The 15,967-nt window shown below is 62.5% G+C and carries 16 protein-coding genes; 14 read left to right on the plus strand and 2 right to left on the minus strand.

The features are described from left to right. The first annotated feature begins 100 nt into the window (after nucleotides 1-100). The 10 genes from M4J39_RS09245 to M4J39_RS09285 all read left to right on the plus strand — a co-directional run bounded on the left by M4J39_RS09245 (nucleotide 101) and on the right by M4J39_RS09285 (nucleotide 10,061). Nucleotides 101-589, plus strand: coding sequence for a cupin domain-containing protein (locus M4J39_RS09245; protein WP_251727511.1), 489 nt, complete (start codon nucleotides 101-103; stop codon nucleotides 587-589). A 559-nt stretch (nucleotides 590-1,148) separates the two neighbouring features. Beyond that, a complete protein-coding gene (locus tag M4J39_RS09250; protein WP_371875426.1) occupies nucleotides 1,149-2,171 on the plus strand; it encodes a LacI family DNA-binding transcriptional regulator in 1,023 nt (340 codons plus the stop codon). Between the two features lie 215 nt (nucleotides 2,172-2,386). Further along, nucleotides 2,387-3,652, plus strand: a complete 1,266-nt coding sequence (locus tag M4J39_RS09255; protein WP_251727513.1) for a sugar ABC transporter substrate-binding protein — start codon at nucleotides 2,387-2,389, stop codon at nucleotides 3,650-3,652. 92 nt (nucleotides 3,653-3,744) lie between these two features. Then, nucleotides 3,745-4,827, plus strand: a complete 1,083-nt coding sequence (locus M4J39_RS09260) for a carbohydrate ABC transporter permease (protein ID WP_251727514.1) — start codon at nucleotides 3,745-3,747, stop codon at nucleotides 4,825-4,827. Then, nucleotides 4,827-5,705, plus strand: a complete 879-nt coding sequence (locus tag M4J39_RS09265) for a carbohydrate ABC transporter permease (RefSeq protein ID WP_251727515.1) — start codon at nucleotides 4,827-4,829, stop codon at nucleotides 5,703-5,705. Before M4J39_RS09260 ends, M4J39_RS09265 begins: the two co-directional genes overlap by 1 nt. Before the next feature lie 67 nt (nucleotides 5,706-5,772). After that, on the plus strand, nucleotides 5,773-6,750 hold the full coding sequence (locus M4J39_RS09270; RefSeq protein ID WP_251727516.1) for a hypothetical protein: 978 nt from the start codon (nucleotides 5,773-5,775) through the stop codon (nucleotides 6,748-6,750). A gap of 73 nt (nucleotides 6,751-6,823) precedes the next feature. After that, on the plus strand, nucleotides 6,824-7,948 hold the full coding sequence (locus M4J39_RS09275; RefSeq protein WP_256469715.1) for an ABC transporter ATP-binding protein: 1,125 nt from the start codon (nucleotides 6,824-6,826) through the stop codon (nucleotides 7,946-7,948). A gap of 416 nt (nucleotides 7,949-8,364) precedes the next feature. Then, on the plus strand, nucleotides 8,365-8,484 hold the full coding sequence (locus tag M4J39_RS23050; protein ID WP_371875438.1) for a DUF4167 domain-containing protein: 120 nt from the start codon (nucleotides 8,365-8,367) through the stop codon (nucleotides 8,482-8,484). Beyond that, nucleotides 8,481-9,515, plus strand: coding sequence for a fatty acid desaturase (locus M4J39_RS09280; RefSeq protein ID WP_251727517.1), 1,035 nt, complete (start codon nucleotides 8,481-8,483; stop codon nucleotides 9,513-9,515). Before M4J39_RS23050 ends, M4J39_RS09280 begins: the two co-directional genes overlap by 4 nt. Nucleotides 9,516-9,698: 183 nt before the next feature. Then, a complete protein-coding gene (locus M4J39_RS09285; RefSeq protein ID WP_251727518.1) occupies nucleotides 9,699-10,061 on the plus strand; it encodes a PilZ domain-containing protein in 363 nt (120 codons plus the stop codon). A 243-nt stretch (nucleotides 10,062-10,304) separates the two neighbouring features. On the opposite strand, the gene M4J39_RS09290 is transcribed toward M4J39_RS09285, so the two are convergent. Beyond that, entirely contained in the window at nucleotides 10,305-10,931 is a 627-nt protein-coding gene (locus M4J39_RS09290) for a response regulator transcription factor (protein ID WP_251727519.1), read from the minus strand. Beyond that, the gene (locus tag M4J39_RS09295; RefSeq protein ID WP_251727603.1) at nucleotides 10,931-12,337 is read right to left on the minus strand and encodes a 7TM diverse intracellular signaling domain-containing protein; all 1,407 of its coding nucleotides are present in this window, start codon (nucleotides 12,335-12,337) and stop codon (nucleotides 10,931-10,933) included. Before M4J39_RS09295 ends, M4J39_RS09290 begins: the two co-directional genes overlap by 1 nt. On the opposite strand from M4J39_RS09295, the gene M4J39_RS09300 reads away from it, so the two are divergent. The 4 genes from M4J39_RS09300 to M4J39_RS09315 all read left to right on the plus strand — a co-directional run bounded on the left by M4J39_RS09300 (nucleotide 12,224) and on the right by M4J39_RS09315 (nucleotide 15,591). Continuing rightward, the gene (locus M4J39_RS09300) at nucleotides 12,224-12,976 is read left to right on the plus strand and encodes a hypothetical protein (protein WP_251727606.1); all 753 of its coding nucleotides are present in this window, start codon (nucleotides 12,224-12,226) and stop codon (nucleotides 12,974-12,976) included. The genes M4J39_RS09295 and M4J39_RS09300 overlap by 114 nt on opposite strands. Nucleotides 12,977-13,194: 218 nt before the next feature. Beyond that, nucleotides 13,195-13,476: an HdeA/HdeB family chaperone gene (locus M4J39_RS09305; protein WP_251727520.1), complete on the plus strand. Its 282-nt coding sequence runs from the start codon at nucleotides 13,195-13,197 to the stop codon at nucleotides 13,474-13,476. Nucleotides 13,477-13,544: 68 nt separating this feature from the next. Then, nucleotides 13,545-13,874, plus strand: coding sequence for a hypothetical protein (locus M4J39_RS09310; protein ID WP_251727521.1), 330 nt, complete (start codon nucleotides 13,545-13,547; stop codon nucleotides 13,872-13,874). A gap of 628 nt (nucleotides 13,875-14,502) precedes the next feature. Next, nucleotides 14,503-15,591, plus strand: coding sequence for an HD domain-containing phosphohydrolase (locus tag M4J39_RS09315; protein ID WP_251727522.1), 1,089 nt, complete (start codon nucleotides 14,503-14,505; stop codon nucleotides 15,589-15,591). Nucleotides 15,592-15,967 lie beyond the last annotated feature (376 nt).

The following is a 15,967-nucleotide window of genomic DNA, read 5'->3' on the forward strand; positions in this document are numbered from 1 at the left end:
CCTCCATCCTCAGGCATGATAGACTGCCGAGCACCGCGTTCCCGACGCACGACCGATGCGGGCGTGGTCCCGAGGAGAGCGACCTGCATGGGAGGCGCCGTTGCCATCAGCTATCTTGGCGGGAACCGCAATTGCCAGCCGGCAACCGCTGCGGCGGCCTTTCTCATGGGCCGTCGGACTGACGGCGCTGGGGCTTCTGGCGCTCGTAGGCGCCGCCGCTGCGGACGATACAGCTTCGGCGAATGGCCCCACCGTCGTCCCACTTCTTGATGCCGTCACTCACGGTGACGGCATCCCGCTTGCCTATCCCTCGGGCAAGCCGGAGGTAACGGCGCGCCTCATCGAGATCAAGCCCGGCGTGGAGACCAATCATCACCGCCATCCGGTCCCGCTGTTCGCCTATATTCTGGAGGGAGAGTTGACGCTGCACGATGAGCGTGGAGGCATACGCAAGGTGAAGGCTGGCGATGCTTTCATGGAATCGAGTGGCTGGCATTTCGGGCGCAACGAAGGCAGCGAGACCGTGCGCTTGCTGGCGGTATACCTCGGCGCACAGGGAACCCCGCTATCGGTGCAGAAGCCGGACTGACCCGGTACGCAGGTATCCGCGTTAGCGCCGCGCTCGTGCGACGACCGGCCCGGGAGCGTCAAGCTGCTCGCTCCACCTTGGCTCCCCCACTCGTCAGCGCCGGTGCGATCGGCGGATCGGGACGACGTGTTCAGCGGGATGTCCCTCACCGACCCGATGCTGGCAGCATCATGGCCCCATGTCCCATGCGCGCCATTTCTTGCGACAAAGGTCGTAGCTCCGAAACGGCCCTTCGGGGCATATGTCTCGCTAAATGTCCCATCCCTTCCAGCCTCTCAACGCGCCACGAGGCCTAAACAATCCCGATCAGCAAATCGATGGTCGCATTTTTCTAGGTTCAATGAGCACCCCTCGGGTAAGGTTCCAGAAATGCCCATCTCAGGACGCCGGGATGTCGGCATTCGGATAATTGTCCTTTCAGGACAAAGTTCATGTCACAGACGTTAATTTCGAGACATCTCCTGTCCCGGCGTGCAGGCCCGATTGGTTGACAGGGGCCAGATGACCGGCAATCCTTGCCCGCGAACGGAGGCCGAAGCGAGCCCCGGAGGGCGGGTAAGTGGTCACGCTGAGAGACATTGCGAACGAGGTTGGTGTGTCCGCCAAGACCGTGTCGCGCGTGGTCAACCACGATCCGGCGGTCAGCGATGCCACGCGCGATGCCGTCATGGCGGTGGTGCGCCGCCGCCGCTATCTGCCGGACAACGCCGCCAAGGCGATGCGGGCGGACGTGGCGCCAGCCGTGGGCTTCATCGCCGATCGCATCACGACGACCCCCTTTTCGGTCGACATCATTCGTGGCGCCCAGGCTGCGCTGAAAGCCCAGTCCCGCAGCATGGTGATCATGGATCACGAAGGCGACCGCGACACCGAGGAGACATCCTGGCAGATGTTCCGCTCCTACAACGTGTCCGGCGTCATCTATGCCACCATGTTTCACCGTCCGGTCGAATTCGACCAGCCGGCCTACTTCCGCAACATCGTGCTGGCCAACTGCTACTCGATGAAGCGCAACCACCCATCGGTCTTGCCGGACGACGAAGGCGGAGGCTATCGCCAGGCCCGACATCTGATCGAGCTCGGCCACCGGCGCATCGGCGCCATCACGCTGAACCCGGCCATCCGGGCGACAGTTCTGCGCGGCGGCGGCTATCGCAGCGCCTTCGCCGAGGCGGGGCTCTCGTTCGACCCGTCGCTGGAGGTCCCCGGCTCGCGGGGGCCGGTCGGCAACGACCACATGATCGCCACCGAAGTAGCCACGGCGATGCTGTCGCAGAAGGACCGGCCGACGGCCATCATCTGCGGCAACGATCAGACCGCCGTGCAGGTCTACGCGGCCGCGGCCAACCTCGGCCTTTCGATTCCCGACGATCTCTCCGTCATCGGCTTCGATGACATGCAGGTCATCTCGACGACCCTGCGCCCGATGCTGACCTCGGTTGCGCTTCCCTATTTCGACATCGGTCGGATCGCCGCCGAGGTGATGGCCATGCTTGGCGAGGAAACCGAAGGACCGATGGCCCGACAGATCCTCGTCCCCTGTCCGCTCGTAGAGCGGAAGTCCTGTCGCCCTCTGGTCTAGGGACGGCAGCCAAAGTCCGTATCGCAGGGAGCGAGGCGGGCACCGAGATCGCCGCCGGGAGTGTGTTTCACGGCGACGATCCCTTGAAACGACGTCTGACTCGCCAGACCCGGCAGCGCAGCGCTGCCGGGATGGGTTGATCATTGCCTTGAAGAACGAGGCCGGCCGCGTAGCAAAACCTGCGTCAGGCCCGCCGACAAAGCGGAGGAGAAACTATGGGACGGTTCGCAAAACTAACTGGGATTCTAGCCCTGACGACGGCTCTCGCCGGACCGGCGCTGGCCGCCACCGAGCTGTCGATGTGGTATCACGGCGCGGGCGGCGACAGCGCCGAGCGCGATACGTTTGCCCGCATCATCAAGGAGTTCAACGAGTCCCAGAGCGACTGGGAAGTGAAGCTGCAGGCCTTCCCCCAGATCGCCTACAACGACGCCATCACCGCCGCCGCCGTTGCCGGCAAGCTGCCCGACATCATCGACGTCGATGGTCCGATCATGCCGAACTGGGCCTGGTCGAAGTACATGCAGCCACTGCCCATTCCCGAGGAGAAGTTCGCCAAGTTCCTGCCCGGCACGCTCGGCCACTGGGACGGCAAGCTCTACTCGGTCGGCCTGTGGGACGCCGCCGTTGCGATGTATGCCCGCAAGTCGGTGCTCGAAGAGAATGGCATCCGCATTCCGACGCTGGACAAGCCCTGGACGCTTGAAGAGTTCGACGCCGCGCTGGTCAAGCTCAAGGACAGCGGCAAGTTCGACTACCCGCTCGATCTCGCCATGAACGACAAGGGCGAGTGGTATCCCTACGCCTTCAGCCCGTTCCTGCAATCCTTCGGCGGCGACATCGTCGATCGGTCGACCTACAAGACCGCCGAGGGCGCCCTCAACGGCGAGGCTGCCGTGAAGTTCGGCAACTGGTGGCAGAGTCTGTTCGAGCGCAAGCTGGCGCCGGGAACCTCGCAGGATACTGCCGACCACGACACCGGCTTCCTCGAAGGCAAATACGCGCTGCAGTGGAACGGCAACTGGGCAGCGCTGAAGCCGCTCGACAAGTTCGGCGACGACATGCTGTTCCTGCCGGCCCCTGACTTCGGCCACGGCCCGAAGATCGGCGCGGCGTCCTGGCAGCTCGGCATCTCCGCTTCCAGCGAGCATGCCGACGGCGCCGCCAAGTTCATCGAGTTCGCGACGCAGGACAAGTATCTCGCCGCCTTCTCCAACGCCATCGGCCTGATCCCGGCCACCGCCGAGGCGGCGCAGATGACCGAGAACTACAAGGACGGCGGCAAGCTCGCCGTGTTCTACGACCTCTCGGCCAAGCAGGCGCTCGTCCGACCGGTGACGCCTGGTTACGTCTTCGCCGCCAAGGAGTTCCGCAAGGCGCTGAGCGACATCGCCGACGGCGCCGACGTGCAGGACACCCTCGACGCGGCCGCTGACGCCATCACCGCCGACATCGAGAAGAACAGCGGCTACGGCCACTGACAGAACGACCGGGGCCGGCATGTGCCGGCTCCGGCACCCCACCGTTCGACAAATGAAGCGCCCGTCGGGCGTCTCCAGCAAGGCCGAGGATCTTGACCCAACGATCTCAATCCCGGTTCGGCAGGAACACGGTGGCCGGTTGGCTGATGGCCGGCCCCAGCCTCGCCATACTCGCCATCTTCCTCATCCTGCCGTTCTTTCTGGCCTTCGGGCTGTCGTTCACCAACCAGCGGCTGATCTCGCCCAACCCGACCGAGTATGTCGGGATGCGCAATTTCGAAAGCCTGCTCGGCGTCGGGACGCTGACGCTCGAACCCTTGCGCGGCGAGAATGGCGACCTCATCCTCGAGGACGGCGCACCGACCTATCCGCGACTGCGCGGGTACACGCGCAACAACCCCGACTATCCGCATCTCAACGGCATGCGCGAATGGATCTCTTGGACGTGGGGGGAGAACCGCGTCTACGTGCTCGCCTCGGACGTCGTGTTCATGCGGGCGCTCGTCAACACCTTCATGTTCGTGCTGATCGTCGCCCCGCTCCAGGGCGCCCTTGCACTCGGCCTCGCTCTCCTGGTCAACCAGAAGCTCAAGGGCATCAACGCCTTCCGGGCGATCTTCTTCATGCCGGTCGTGGTGTCGATGGTGGTGGTGGCCCTGTTGTGGCGCTTCATCTACGACGGGCAGAACGGCCTGCTCAACACGCTGCTCGCCTTCCTCACCTTCGGCGGCTTCAAGCCGGTCGACTGGCTCGGCAACACTTCGACCGCCTTCGGCGCCATGATCGCCATGTCGATCTGGCAGGCCGTGGGTTTCCACATGGTGATCTGGCTGTCGGGTCTTCAGACCATTCCCGAGCATCTCTACGAGGCGGCGCGCATCGAAGGCGCCAGCCGATGGCAGACCTTCGTCCACGTCACCTGGCCGGGCCTCAGGAACACCGCCGTGCTGGTGCTGATCGTCATCACCATGCAAGCCTTCGCCCTGTTCACCCAGGTCGACGTGATGACCAACGGCGGACCGATCGACAGCACCCAGTCGCTTGTCTACCAGGCCGTCCAGCGTGGCTACGGCCAGCAGGATATCGCCGGCGGTTCGGCCATCTCGGTGCTGCTGTTCCTCATCGTGCTCTCCATCTCGCTGATCCAGCGCTATCTCACGAGGGAGCGGACCTGATGCCATCCCGCACGCCCGAAACCCGCGCGACGTCTCTGTTCATGCGCTATGCCATCCTCGTTCTGGTGGCGTTGATCTTCGTCTTCCCGCTGGTGTTCATGCTGGTATCGTCGCTGAAGCCGTCCATGCAGCTTCTGTCCGACACCTCCTCCATCCGCGCCTTCCTGCCGGTGGGCGACATCTCGCTCGACAATTACACGGCAAGCTTTGCCCGCGCGCCGGTGGCTCTCTTCATCTTCAACTCGATCTTCGTCACCTCGGTAACGGTGGTGCTCAACCTCGTCATCTGTTCGATGGCCGGCTTCTCCTTCGCTTTCCTGGACTGGAAGGGCAAGGACGTGATGCTGTCGATCGTCATCGCCACGCTGATCGTTCCGCTCGAAACCATCGCCATCCCGCTTCTTCTGGTGGTCAACAACCTGCCCTGGATCGGCGCCGACGGCATCGAGTGGGGCTGGCTCAACAGCTACCGCGTCCAGATCGTGCCTTTCCTGTCGGATGCGCTCACCGTCTTCCTGTTCGTGCAGTATTTCCGCGATCTGCCGCGCGACCTGATCGAGGCGGCCCGGATCGACGGCGCCTCCTGGTTCCAGATCTACGCCAAGGTGATCATGCCGATCTCCGGCCCGGTGATCGCCACCGCCGCCATCCTGCGCTTCCTCGCCATGTACAACCAGTATCTGTGGCCGCTGATGGTGACCCAGTCGGAGCAGTACCGGCCGGTGATGGTGGGCCTGCAGTACTTCTTCCAGCTCAACACCGACTGGGGGCAGGTCATGGCCTACCTGTCGATGATCACCGTGCCGGTGCTGGCCTTCTACCTCGCCCTGCAACGCGCCTTCATTACCTCGATCGCCTCCACCGGCATCAAGGGATGACGTGGCGCGCTTGACCCCTCCCGCCGACCCGGCCTCTGTCGGATCGGCTCAACATGGAACACTGACTGTGACTCTTTCTCTCGACGATAAATGGATCTGGGACTTCTGGCTGGCCAGGGATGGGGACGAGTGGCACATCTTTCACCTGCAGGCCCCGAAGTCGCTGATCGACCCGCACAAGCGCCATCGCAACGCCAGCTATGGCCACGCCACCTCGCGGGACCTTCGCAACTGGATCCACCATGGCACCTGCTTCGGTCCATCGACCGACGGGCCGGCCTGGGACGACCTCTGCACCTGGACCGGTTCGGTGGTGAAGGGCGACGATGGCCTCTGGCACCAGTTCTACACCGCCAACCGGCGTGACGAGGACTGCATGTACCAGCGTATCGGGCACGCCATCTCGCCCGACCTCTTTACCTGGACGCGCGTCGGCAACGGCCTCATCCTCGACATCGACACCCGCTGGTACGAGGAGTGGGAGCCGGGCATCTGGGGCGACCGGGCGATGCGCGACCCCTGGGTGATGCGCGACCCCACCGGCGAGGGCTGGGTGATGTACTTCACCGCCCGCGTGCCGATCGGCGACGAGATGAACGCCCGCGGCGCCATCGGCTTTGCCCGCTCACCCGATCTCTTCACCTGGACGCTCGAACCGCCGATCTACGCCGGCGGCGACTTCGGCCAGTTGGAGGTCCCGCAGGTCTTCGAGATCGAAGGCAAGTGGTACATGCTGTTCTGCACCGCCAGCGTGCACTGGTCCAAGGCCTATGCGGCCGGCGCCCCGACTGCTCCGGTCAGCGGCACGCACTATCTTATCGCCGACAGCCATCTCGGCCCCTGGACGGTCGCACCCGGTCCGTTCCTCGACGGGGCGACGAACAGCGGCCAGCGCTATGCCGGCAAGATCGTGGTCGCCGACGAGGGGCTGCTGTTCATGAGTTTTGCCAACCATCCGACGCCGGACACGTTCGGCGGCTACGTCGGCGATCCCGTACCGGTGACACGCGATCCGAAGACCGGCCTCCTCCACGTCGAAGGCTGAGGCGGCAGGGCGGCCGGCCAAAGGATCGGCCGGTTGCCGCAACGAACGGACATTCCAGGGAGACTATCGCATCATGGCCAGCCTCAGCATGAAGTCGGTGCGCAAGAGTTATGGTGCCGTCGAGGTCATCAAGGGGGTCGATCTCGACATCGCCGATGGCGAGTTCGTCGTGTTCGTTGGCCCGTCGGGCTGCGGCAAGTCGACGCTCTTGCGCATGGTGGCGGGGCTAGAGGAGATCACCGCCGGAACGATGGAAATCGGCGGCCGGGTGGTCAACGACCTTGAGCCCAAGGATCGCGGCATCGCCATGGTGTTCCAGTCCTACGCGCTCTATCCGCACAAGACGGTCTACGACAACATGGCCTTCGGCCTGCATATCGCCAAGGCGCCCAGGGCCGAGGTGGACGCCAAGGTCAGGAAGGCCGCCGAGATCCTGAAGCTCGAGCCCTATCTCGACCGGTTGCCGAAGCAGCTTTCCGGCGGCCAGCGCCAGCGGGTCGCCATCGGCCGCGCCATCGTGCGCAATCCGGAGGTGTTCCTGTTCGACGAGCCGCTCTCCAACCTCGATGCCGCCCTGCGCGTCAACACCCGCGCCGAGATCGCCAAACTGCACCGCGACCTCGGCGCGACGATGATCTACGTCACCCACGATCAGGTGGAAGCAATGACCCTGGCCGACAAGATCGTCGTCCTGGAAGGCGGCTACGCCCAGCAGATCGGCACGCCGATGGAGCTCTACCATACGCCGGCCAACCTGTTCGTCGCCGGCTTCATCGGTTCGCCCAAGATGAACTATATCGAGGTGACGGTGGCGGGGGTGTCGACAGACGGTGTCAAGGTGGCGGCCCCGGACATCGGCGAGGCTCTCCTGCCCATCGACCCCGGCAAGGCAGCGGTCGGCGACCGGGCGACGCTTGGGATTCGGCCGGAGGACATGCGCCACGGCAAGACGGACGGCATCACCGTCAGCGGTAACGTCGAACTGGTGGAGCGGCTTGGACACGAGACGTTGGTCGAGATCACCACCACCAACGGCCTCGACCTCAAGGGCATCATTGACGGCACGACACTGATCTCGCTGGGCGACACGACGGACCTGAGCTTTGCCGCCGCGTCCTGTCACCTGTTCGACAGCGCAGGCAAGGCCTTCACGCGGCGCGAGGTGCCGGAAGTCGTGCGAGCCCGACGCGGGACCTGACGGACGGGGCGCGCATCGCCGTTAGGTTGTCCAGCCGCGCCCTGCCCCGCTGCAAGGTAATCTGTCCTTCTGGAGCAATTTCAGCGCCGAGCCGGACAGCTGTCCGAAGAAATGGCTACATCTTCATCAATACGACCATTGCCGCTGAATACATGAAAAGGCCGCAATGGTAGGATAAGTTATTCGCGGACTGCGATGCCGTACCGGAAGCGGCGATACGATTGGCGCTTGGCTCGCATTCATCGCTGTCAATCATCCCGAGAGACCAAACTTCGAGGAGCAAGCCATATCGAGGGCTTGAACTATTATTGACCTCATCACGCCAAATCTTCCGCTCAGCCCGCAAGCGTACGAGCGGGGTCACGGCCGCGCCAAACACGACCTCCGACAGCCCAAAACGCCGATATGAGCAGTATGTGCGGCTCGCCCGGCAAAGCGCCCAGGCGGGCGACGAGATCGAGGCGGAAAATCTCCTTCAGCATGCCGAGCACTATTATCGCGTGGCAGCCCTAGGGAAGGCAGGTCACCAACCATGACCGCGGATACGATCTCCAAAATCCCCGATGGGTCGGAGAAAGCCTGGCTCAAGCGCCTGTCGAACTACCGCACGCCCCATATGGGCCGCAGCATGTTCGAACTGGCCGTGACGGCCCTGCCTTTTGTCGGCCTGTGGCTGCTGACCTGGGCCGCTGTCCATTACGGCTACTGGTGGGGGCTGATCCTGATCGTTCCGGCGGCCGGCTTCCTTGTGCGTCTGTTCATGATCCAGCACGATTGCGGCCACGGCTCCTTCTTTGCCAGGCGGAGCATCGATGACTGGACGGGGCGCATCCTCGGCGTCCTCACGCTTACCCCTTATGATTACTGGCGAAGGGCCCATGCAACGCATCACGCCTCGGCCGGCAATCTCGACGAGCGTGGCGTCGGCGACATCACGACCTTTACCGTGAGCGAGTATTACGCGCGGTCCCGCTGGGGACGGATCGGATACCGCCTTTATCGGCATCCGATCGTGATGTTCGGCATTGGGCCCGCTTGGCTGTTCCTGATCCAGCAACGCCTGCCATTGGGCATGATGCGCTCCGGGGTTCTGCCTTGGGTGTCGACCATGGCGACCAACGCCGCGGTCATCATGGCCGCCTTGCTGGTGATCTGGGCGATCGGGCCCGTGTCCTTCTTCGTCGTTCACCTGCCGATCGTCTTGCTGGCCGGATCCATCGGTGTCTGGCTTTTCTACGTGCAGCATCAGTTCGAAGAAACGCACTGGTCGAAAGAGCCGGAGTGGCAGTTTCCAAAAGCCGCGCTGCACGGGGCCTCCCATTACGACCTGCCACCCGTGTTGCGCTGGATGACCGCCAATATCGGCATCCACCATGTGCATCACCTCTCGAGCAAGGTTCCCTATTATCGCCTACCGGAGGTTCTCCGAAACCATCCCGAACTTGCTGAAATCGGCAGGATCACGCTCCTGCAGAGCCTGAAATGCGTGAAGCTGGTCTTGTGGGACGAGCAGAGCCGAAAACTGATCTCGTTTCGCCAGGCCGCCGGTGTTCCAAGGGCTGCCTAGGGGATACGCCATGAGCCATTCTTGAGGGCGGGCATCCCAATCAAGCAGCGTGCGAGGCCAGCCGACACCGCGATTGCACTGCCGAAGGAGGTATCCGGATTGCTACTTTGAACTGCATTGGCATCCCTCTTGCTCTGAATGGGAGCATGACGTGTCCATGTGTTTCAAAGAAAGGCATTTCCAATGCTTGATCGACGCAGAGAGCATCGGGGGCGTACCTATTTGGGAGGTCAGGTCGCCTTCAACAACCGCTGGTGTACCATCGACTGCCTCGTCCGGAACATGTCGGAAAGCGGAGCGAAGCTCGATTTCTCCGATCCTGTGCAGGTTCCCAGCGAGTTGGATCTGCTTATCCCGCTGAAGGGACACAGTCGCCGGGTGAAGGTGGTCTGGCGGCAGGCAAAGTCGCTGGGCGTGTCGTTCGTTGAGAAAAAGGACACCGGCACGGTCGTTCCTATCGAAGTCGCACGCCAGGTACGGAAGCTGAAAGAGGAACGCGACATGCTGGCCCGACGGGTCAGGGAGCTGACCGAGCCGGTGATATGATCAGGTGGCTTCTGACACTCGTCGTCAACCGACTCATTCTGATGGCGGTCTTCCTGTTCGCCCTGAACGCGTTCTCGCAAAACGCCAGTGGTCCGAATGGCGTTAACGCGCAAGAGCTTCTGCGGACGTTGTCCGGCTTGCCCGAAGCGCTGAAGACCCTTAGCAACTCATTCCGCTGATGGCGGCCTTCTCCGGCAAAACCGAGTGGGTCGCCGAATGGCCTCGAGGCGCTGCGAGCGGGAACTACTCGTGGAAATGGCGGATCGCGTATTTCCGAAGGTCCCGGACGCTCAGCGGCAGATCCAACTTCTCACTGATACGGGCATAATAGGTCTCGACCGTTCGCACGCTGATGCCGAGCGTTGCCGCGATGCCGATGTTGCTTTCCCCCTGCCCCATCAAGGCCAGGACTTGCCGTTCGCGTTCGCTGAGCTCCTTACCTTGCGTTGCCCCGTCCGCTTCGCGCAGCGCACCGGCTGCCCGGGCGGACAGGTAGGTCTCGCCACGGCGAACCCGATCCACAGCTTCGAGAAGACAGGCAGGATCGTCGCGCTTGGTGACGTAGCCGAGAACTCCATATTGGAGCGAACGCCTGATCGTCCGCGCATCTTCGAACATCGAGTAGACAATCACCCGAGCGCCGCGACCGGCAAGATCCGGGACGAGATCCAGGCCATCGCCACGCTCGAGCGAGAGGTCGATGACGGCGAGGTCGATCTCGGTCTCGCGGGCAATCGCGCGTGCCTCCTCCATCGTCGAAGCTTGAAGAGGAGGTGGGAGCCCGCTCGATGCAAGAAGGGCTGCGAGCCCTTGCAGAACGGCGGGATGATCATCGACCAGCAGAACCGTGCAGGCAACGGATGCTTCCATCACGGCACTCCCTGTGAACCGGTGGCATCATGGCACTGGGCGCAACATCTGACGACCGTTCCGCCGCCAGGCGCATCGTCAATCGAAAACTCCGCTCCGATGGCACTGGCCCGATGACGCATGATCCGAAGTCCAAGGCCGCCAGGCCCGGCGGGGGCCACCTCAGGCGGTCGGCCCGCACCATTGTCCCTGACCTCAAGCCTGGTCGCACCGTTCTTGCAGGCCAGTGAAACGTCGATGCGCGTCGCGCCGGCATGCCGCACCGCATTGGCAAGCGCTTCCTGGGCAATCCGCTGCAAAACACCGAGGTTCTCGCCTGCACAACTCGCGCAGGGCCAGTTCTGGCTGAGGTTGATCTCTATGCCGCTCGCCCGCCTCGCGCTTTCCACCAGTTCGCCGATTGTCGGACCGGTGAGAGCGGCGTCGTGCTCGACCGGCCACATCCCTCGCGACAGGGCATAGGCATCCTCGGCTGCGGCTGACAGAACCCGCCCGAGCTCGACCATTTGCGGAGAGTCCTTCACGGAGGAAAGACCGGACAACATGGAATACCTAAGGCGCGCCGCCGTGAGCTGCTGACAAAGGCCGTCATGGATCTGGTAGCTGACGCGGCGACGCTCTTCCTCGCTGACCCTGACGACTTCCGCTTCGAGTTCGCGACGCCGGCTCATTTCCGCCTTGAGCGCATGGAGATTGCGGTGAAGGTCTACGGACAGCCGCTCGACCGTCTGAAAGCTGTGCGCATATCGCAGAGCCAATGCCGACGACTGAAAGAGGACGAGCGCGAACAGCCCATGGAGGATCATGTACTCGCCTTCGACAGCGTCGACATGAACGAGTACGTCGTGGATGCTGGCGGTTGCCAGCAAGACCGCGCCGGAGAACAGCAAGATCGCACCCGGTCGCCGCTTGATGACGCAGACGGACAACCGGGCAAGGAAGTAGGCCGTGAACAGCAAGCCGGCCAGCATCAGCAGCACGATCAGCCAGGACCGCCAAACCGGCGGCAGCGCGAGTTCGGCCAGCAGGAACACGACGGCACGCAGATCGGAAACGACTTGCAGGCGTCGGGATATGTCGGATGGGAAAAGGCACCGATAGAAGCGATAGATGATCGCGCCTGAAACGGCATAGCAGACAAGGGCAAGCTCATCGAGAGTGGCGGGATTGATCCACCCGGGTACGACGGCGCGCGAAAGCCAATAGGTCGAGTTCGAGTTGGCCGCATATCCGAAAATCAGAAGGCAGTACGTTCCGAAGTAAAGGAAGGAAATCTCCCCGGGTCGCAGGAAATGGATCAGCAGGTGATACGTGCCCGCGACAAGCAGAACGCCGCAGAAGAAGGCAGAGAAGATCCATACCCGGTCACGCGCAGTCTGAAGGATGCCCGCCTTGGCAAGCAGGATGGGATCGCCAACGCCTCCTTCTCGAAATCCATGGTTGGACATCTGAAGAACGAGGTCCACCGGCTGCCCGGTCGTCTCGACGGGAGCAAGGACGAGCGACCGGTCGGGCTGCTCCGTCGCAGCATCCAGTCCAGGCTTGCCACTTTCGGCAACAAGCATCCCGTTGGCCCACAGCCGATAGGCAAGGCGCAGATCGAACAGGCGAAGCGTCAGCGTTCGCTTGCCCGCGGGAGGGTCAAGGCGGAGGCGAAACGTGGCCGCTCCCGTTCCGCCCGCGACATCATCGCCGAAACGATGCCCACGCCAGGCCCCCGGGAATCGGAGTGTCCCGTTCGGCTTCGGCGCGTCCGGACCCAGAAGCTCCTCAGGCGTGAGCAGATGCCCCCAGTAAACCTGCCACGGGCCACTTACGACAAAGATCGCGCCATGATCGAAGAGCTCTTCCGGAATGGTCGCCACTCCGCCCTTGGCATCGAGTTCGGCGACGGTCCGATTGTCGGTTGCGCTGAATATCAGCCAAAGGATGGCACAGAAGAGGAGGACAACGCATGCAAGTGCAATCTCGAGTCGCCTTTCCCCTTGCACCAGGTTCGCCCCGTCTTTCATGCCGCCCGCCTCGTCACCGTCGCCAAGCCATAGGACGCAGGTTGCCGGCCAACAAGAGCCGAGCGGCAGAATAGCTTAAATATTTCATCGTGTTGTCCGCCAACTCCCGGACAGACAACGGCGCATCCATCGGTCTAGGTGTCGTCCGCGACGCGTCGATGGAATTGCCACCATCGAGAGGGCGCTGGCTTGGGTGGCCTCATGAAAGGCTTCGAAGGTTCTGGCCAGTGCTGTCCAAACTGGAGAAGAATATGAAGACCATCATGATCACGGCCGTCTCGCTGGCCTGTCTGGCGACCCTTCCGACCATCGCTTATGCCGGGCAGAAAGTGGACATGGCCGAGCTCACCTGCAAGGAGTTCATGGCCGATCCCGACGGCATCATGCCGACCATTTTCTGGATCGACGGCTATCTCAGCAACGCTTCCGGCAACACCGTCATCGATCCGGACCAGATGGGCCAGAACGTCCAGGACGTGGCCAAGGAATGCAACGGCAACCCCGACCAGAAGATTCTCGACCTCTTCAACTGAGCCGAAGACTCTGAGCGAGACGGCTGCCTCGACGGGGCGCCGTCTCCTTTTGCCGGAAAGGGCTGGATGTGGCCATTCGCTCTCTTACGATACTACTGCCGGTCGCCCTGTCGCTTGTTGCTGGAAGCGCCGCGGCGGCAGACAGACATGTCACCATCATCAACTCGACATCGACGACCATGAAGATGTTCTTCGCATCCAATGTCGACACGAAGAAATGGGAGGAGGACATCCTGGGCGACGAGGTCGTTCTGCCCGGCGACTCCATCGATATCGACATCGACGATGGAACGGGACACTGCGAATACGACTTTCGAGCTTTGTTCAACGATGGCGTTGAGAGCATCAAGCACAGCGTGAATGTGTGCAAGGTCGGCAACTTCTATTTCAACGACTGAGCCCTTGGCTCGCAATCGCGGATCGAAAGGCATCAACGCGACGCGCGCCTGGAACGAGATGTCCGCCGTTCGCTCGCTCGTTGCAGTCGAGCCATTGTCGTCCGCCGCCTCCTGGAGGCGGCTCGAACCTCGGCATCTGGCGGCTCCAGCCCGACGCCGACTTCGGCTCGCAGCATCGGCAATTGATGCCGGCCGGGCCCGCCTCGTCGTCCCCCGACGAGATCCTCTCCTTCCTGAACGCAGCCGCGAAGGGGCCGAAGCGCCTGGCTCGGCCCGGACCGTCCTGCCCATCATTGGCGTGGGCTGGCCGGCACTCGTTTGAGCAACCGGCCCGCCCCCCCGAAGCGGCACGGTTGGACATCACCTCCCTGCACCATCAAAGATCCTGCTTTCATAGAATTACGCTTTTTAGGCGAACCCTAAGTTCACTCTTTTCCATCATCGTCATTATGTGTTTGTCTGGATCGAAGTTATGACCATTCCCTCGGCCGGGGGACCTCGAAAACCGGACCACCAACGCCGAGCCAGAAGCGCGTCGCGGCCTGCCTCCCCCGTTTGATCGGTTCCACTGGAGAAGCACGAGTTTGTCGAGATGAAGTCACGTCGTATCGGATAGGACCCAGACGCGATGCGCGCGTTGATCATTGATGACAGCAAATCGGTCTTGATGTGGATGGGCGCGGCATTGACCGAGGTGCCAGACCTGATCCTCGATCTGTGCGACCGGCCGGAAGATGCGTTGACCCTCGCCTCGACGCGGCAATACGATCTTGTGGTCGTCGACTATCTGATGCCGAACCTCACTGGCATCGACGTGACCGAAGCCCTTCGCCTTCGTCCGGACTATCACGCCATTCCCATTGTCATGATCACCGCCGAACGGGATAGCGAAATCAGGCTCAAGGCGCTGCTTGCCGGCGTCAACGACTTCCTCAACAAGCCCTTCGACCCGATCGAGCTGCGGGCCCGGATCACCAACCTGATGTCGCTGCGGCGCACCCAGGTGGAGCTGGCCACCCAGGCCCACCGGCTGGAAGAAGCGGTGAGCCAGGCCACCGCCGATCTGGTTTTGCGCGAGGAAGAAATGATCTGGCGGCTGGCGCGGGCCATCGAGATGCGCGACGGCGGCACCGGCGCCCATATTTCACGCGTGGCGGCAATCAGCAGGCTGATAGCGGAGGGGCTGTCGCTCGATCCGCACTTCTGTCGGATGATCTACCTCGCGGCGCCGCTGCACGACATCGGCAAGATCGGCGTCCCCGACGCGATCCTGAACAAACCGGGCCGGCTCACCGCCGAAGAGATGACCTCGGTCCGCGAGCACGTCAACTACGGCGCAAGAATGCTGGAAAACGGCACCTCCGACCTCATACGGGTGGCGGCGGCAATCGTCGGCGGGCATCACGAGAAATGGGACGGCAGCGGATACCCGCGTGGTTTGTCGGGCCGAGCCATTCCCATCGAGGCGCGCATCACCGCCGTCGCCGACGTGTTCGACGCCCTGAGTTCGGCAAGACCCTACAAGGAAGCCTGGAGCCCGGAGCGGGCGTATGACGAGATCGTCCGAGGTTCGGGAAGTCATTTCGATCCGGAATGCGTGCGCGTGTTCCGCGAGAAATGGCAGGATATCGAGGAAGTGGCACGCACCCTCCGCGACGAGGAGGAAGGACCGGCGGCTTGGGCCAAAGAGAGCGAGGCTCCCATCGCCGGCGGATAGGTTCTTCGGAGAGCGGGTCGGAAAGGCACCCGTCAGATGCGTCGCCCGCTCAGGCCCGGAGCGAGAAATAGCGCCGCCGTCCATCGGGTTAAATACTTACGTATTTGTACTTAAAATAACAGCTTTCCTCGGAAAATCTGCGGTGGGGGCCAACAACTCTCACGAGTCGGGATTCCAATGAGGCGCGGATTCTAGTGAGTGTTGCGCGCGATTCCGGCAATTTGACGCAAGTCCAGTACTCGCAGAACGAGTCTCGTGACTCTTGAGTATTAACATCTCAGCCCGCTCTTTACTGAATTTATTTCATGCCTTTTGAATCAATTTTACACTGTAAAAATGCAGTTTATGGAAATTTAGCATTTGTCTTACAGAACTT

This window comes from Pleomorphomonas sp. NRK KF1 (assembly GCF_023721755.1).
In the GTDB taxonomy this organism is placed as follows: domain Bacteria; phylum Pseudomonadota; class Alphaproteobacteria; order Rhizobiales; family Pleomorphomonadaceae; genus Pleomorphomonas.

Excerpts from the sequence above, each read along its gene's own strand:
- M4J39_RS09255 (WP_251727513.1), top strand. The coding sequence starts at position 2,387 with ATGGGACGGTTCGCAAAACTAACTGGGATTCTAGCCCTGACGACGGCT.
- M4J39_RS09265 (WP_251727515.1), top strand. The coding sequence starts at position 4,827 with ATGCCATCCCGCACGCCCGAAACCCGCGCGACGTCTCTGTTCATGCGC.
- M4J39_RS09275 (WP_256469715.1), top strand. The coding sequence starts at position 6,824 with ATGGCCAGCCTCAGCATGAAGTCGGTGCGCAAGAGTTATGGTGCCGTC.
- M4J39_RS09280 (WP_251727517.1), top strand. The coding sequence starts at position 8,481 with ATGACCGCGGATACGATCTCCAAAATCCCCGATGGGTCGGAGAAAGCC.
- M4J39_RS09285 (WP_251727518.1), top strand. The coding sequence starts at position 9,699 with ATGCTTGATCGACGCAGAGAGCATCGGGGGCGTACCTATTTGGGAGGT.
- M4J39_RS09290 (WP_251727519.1), bottom strand. The coding sequence starts at position 10,931 with ATGGAAGCATCCGTTGCCTGCACGGTTCTGCTGGTCGATGATCATCCC.
- M4J39_RS09300 (WP_251727606.1), top strand. The coding sequence starts at position 12,224 with ATGGATCAGCAGGTGATACGTGCCCGCGACAAGCAGAACGCCGCAGAA.
- M4J39_RS09305 (WP_251727520.1), top strand. The coding sequence starts at position 13,195 with ATGAAGACCATCATGATCACGGCCGTCTCGCTGGCCTGTCTGGCGACC.
- M4J39_RS09315 (WP_251727522.1), top strand. The coding sequence starts at position 14,503 with ATGCGCGCGTTGATCATTGATGACAGCAAATCGGTCTTGATGTGGATG.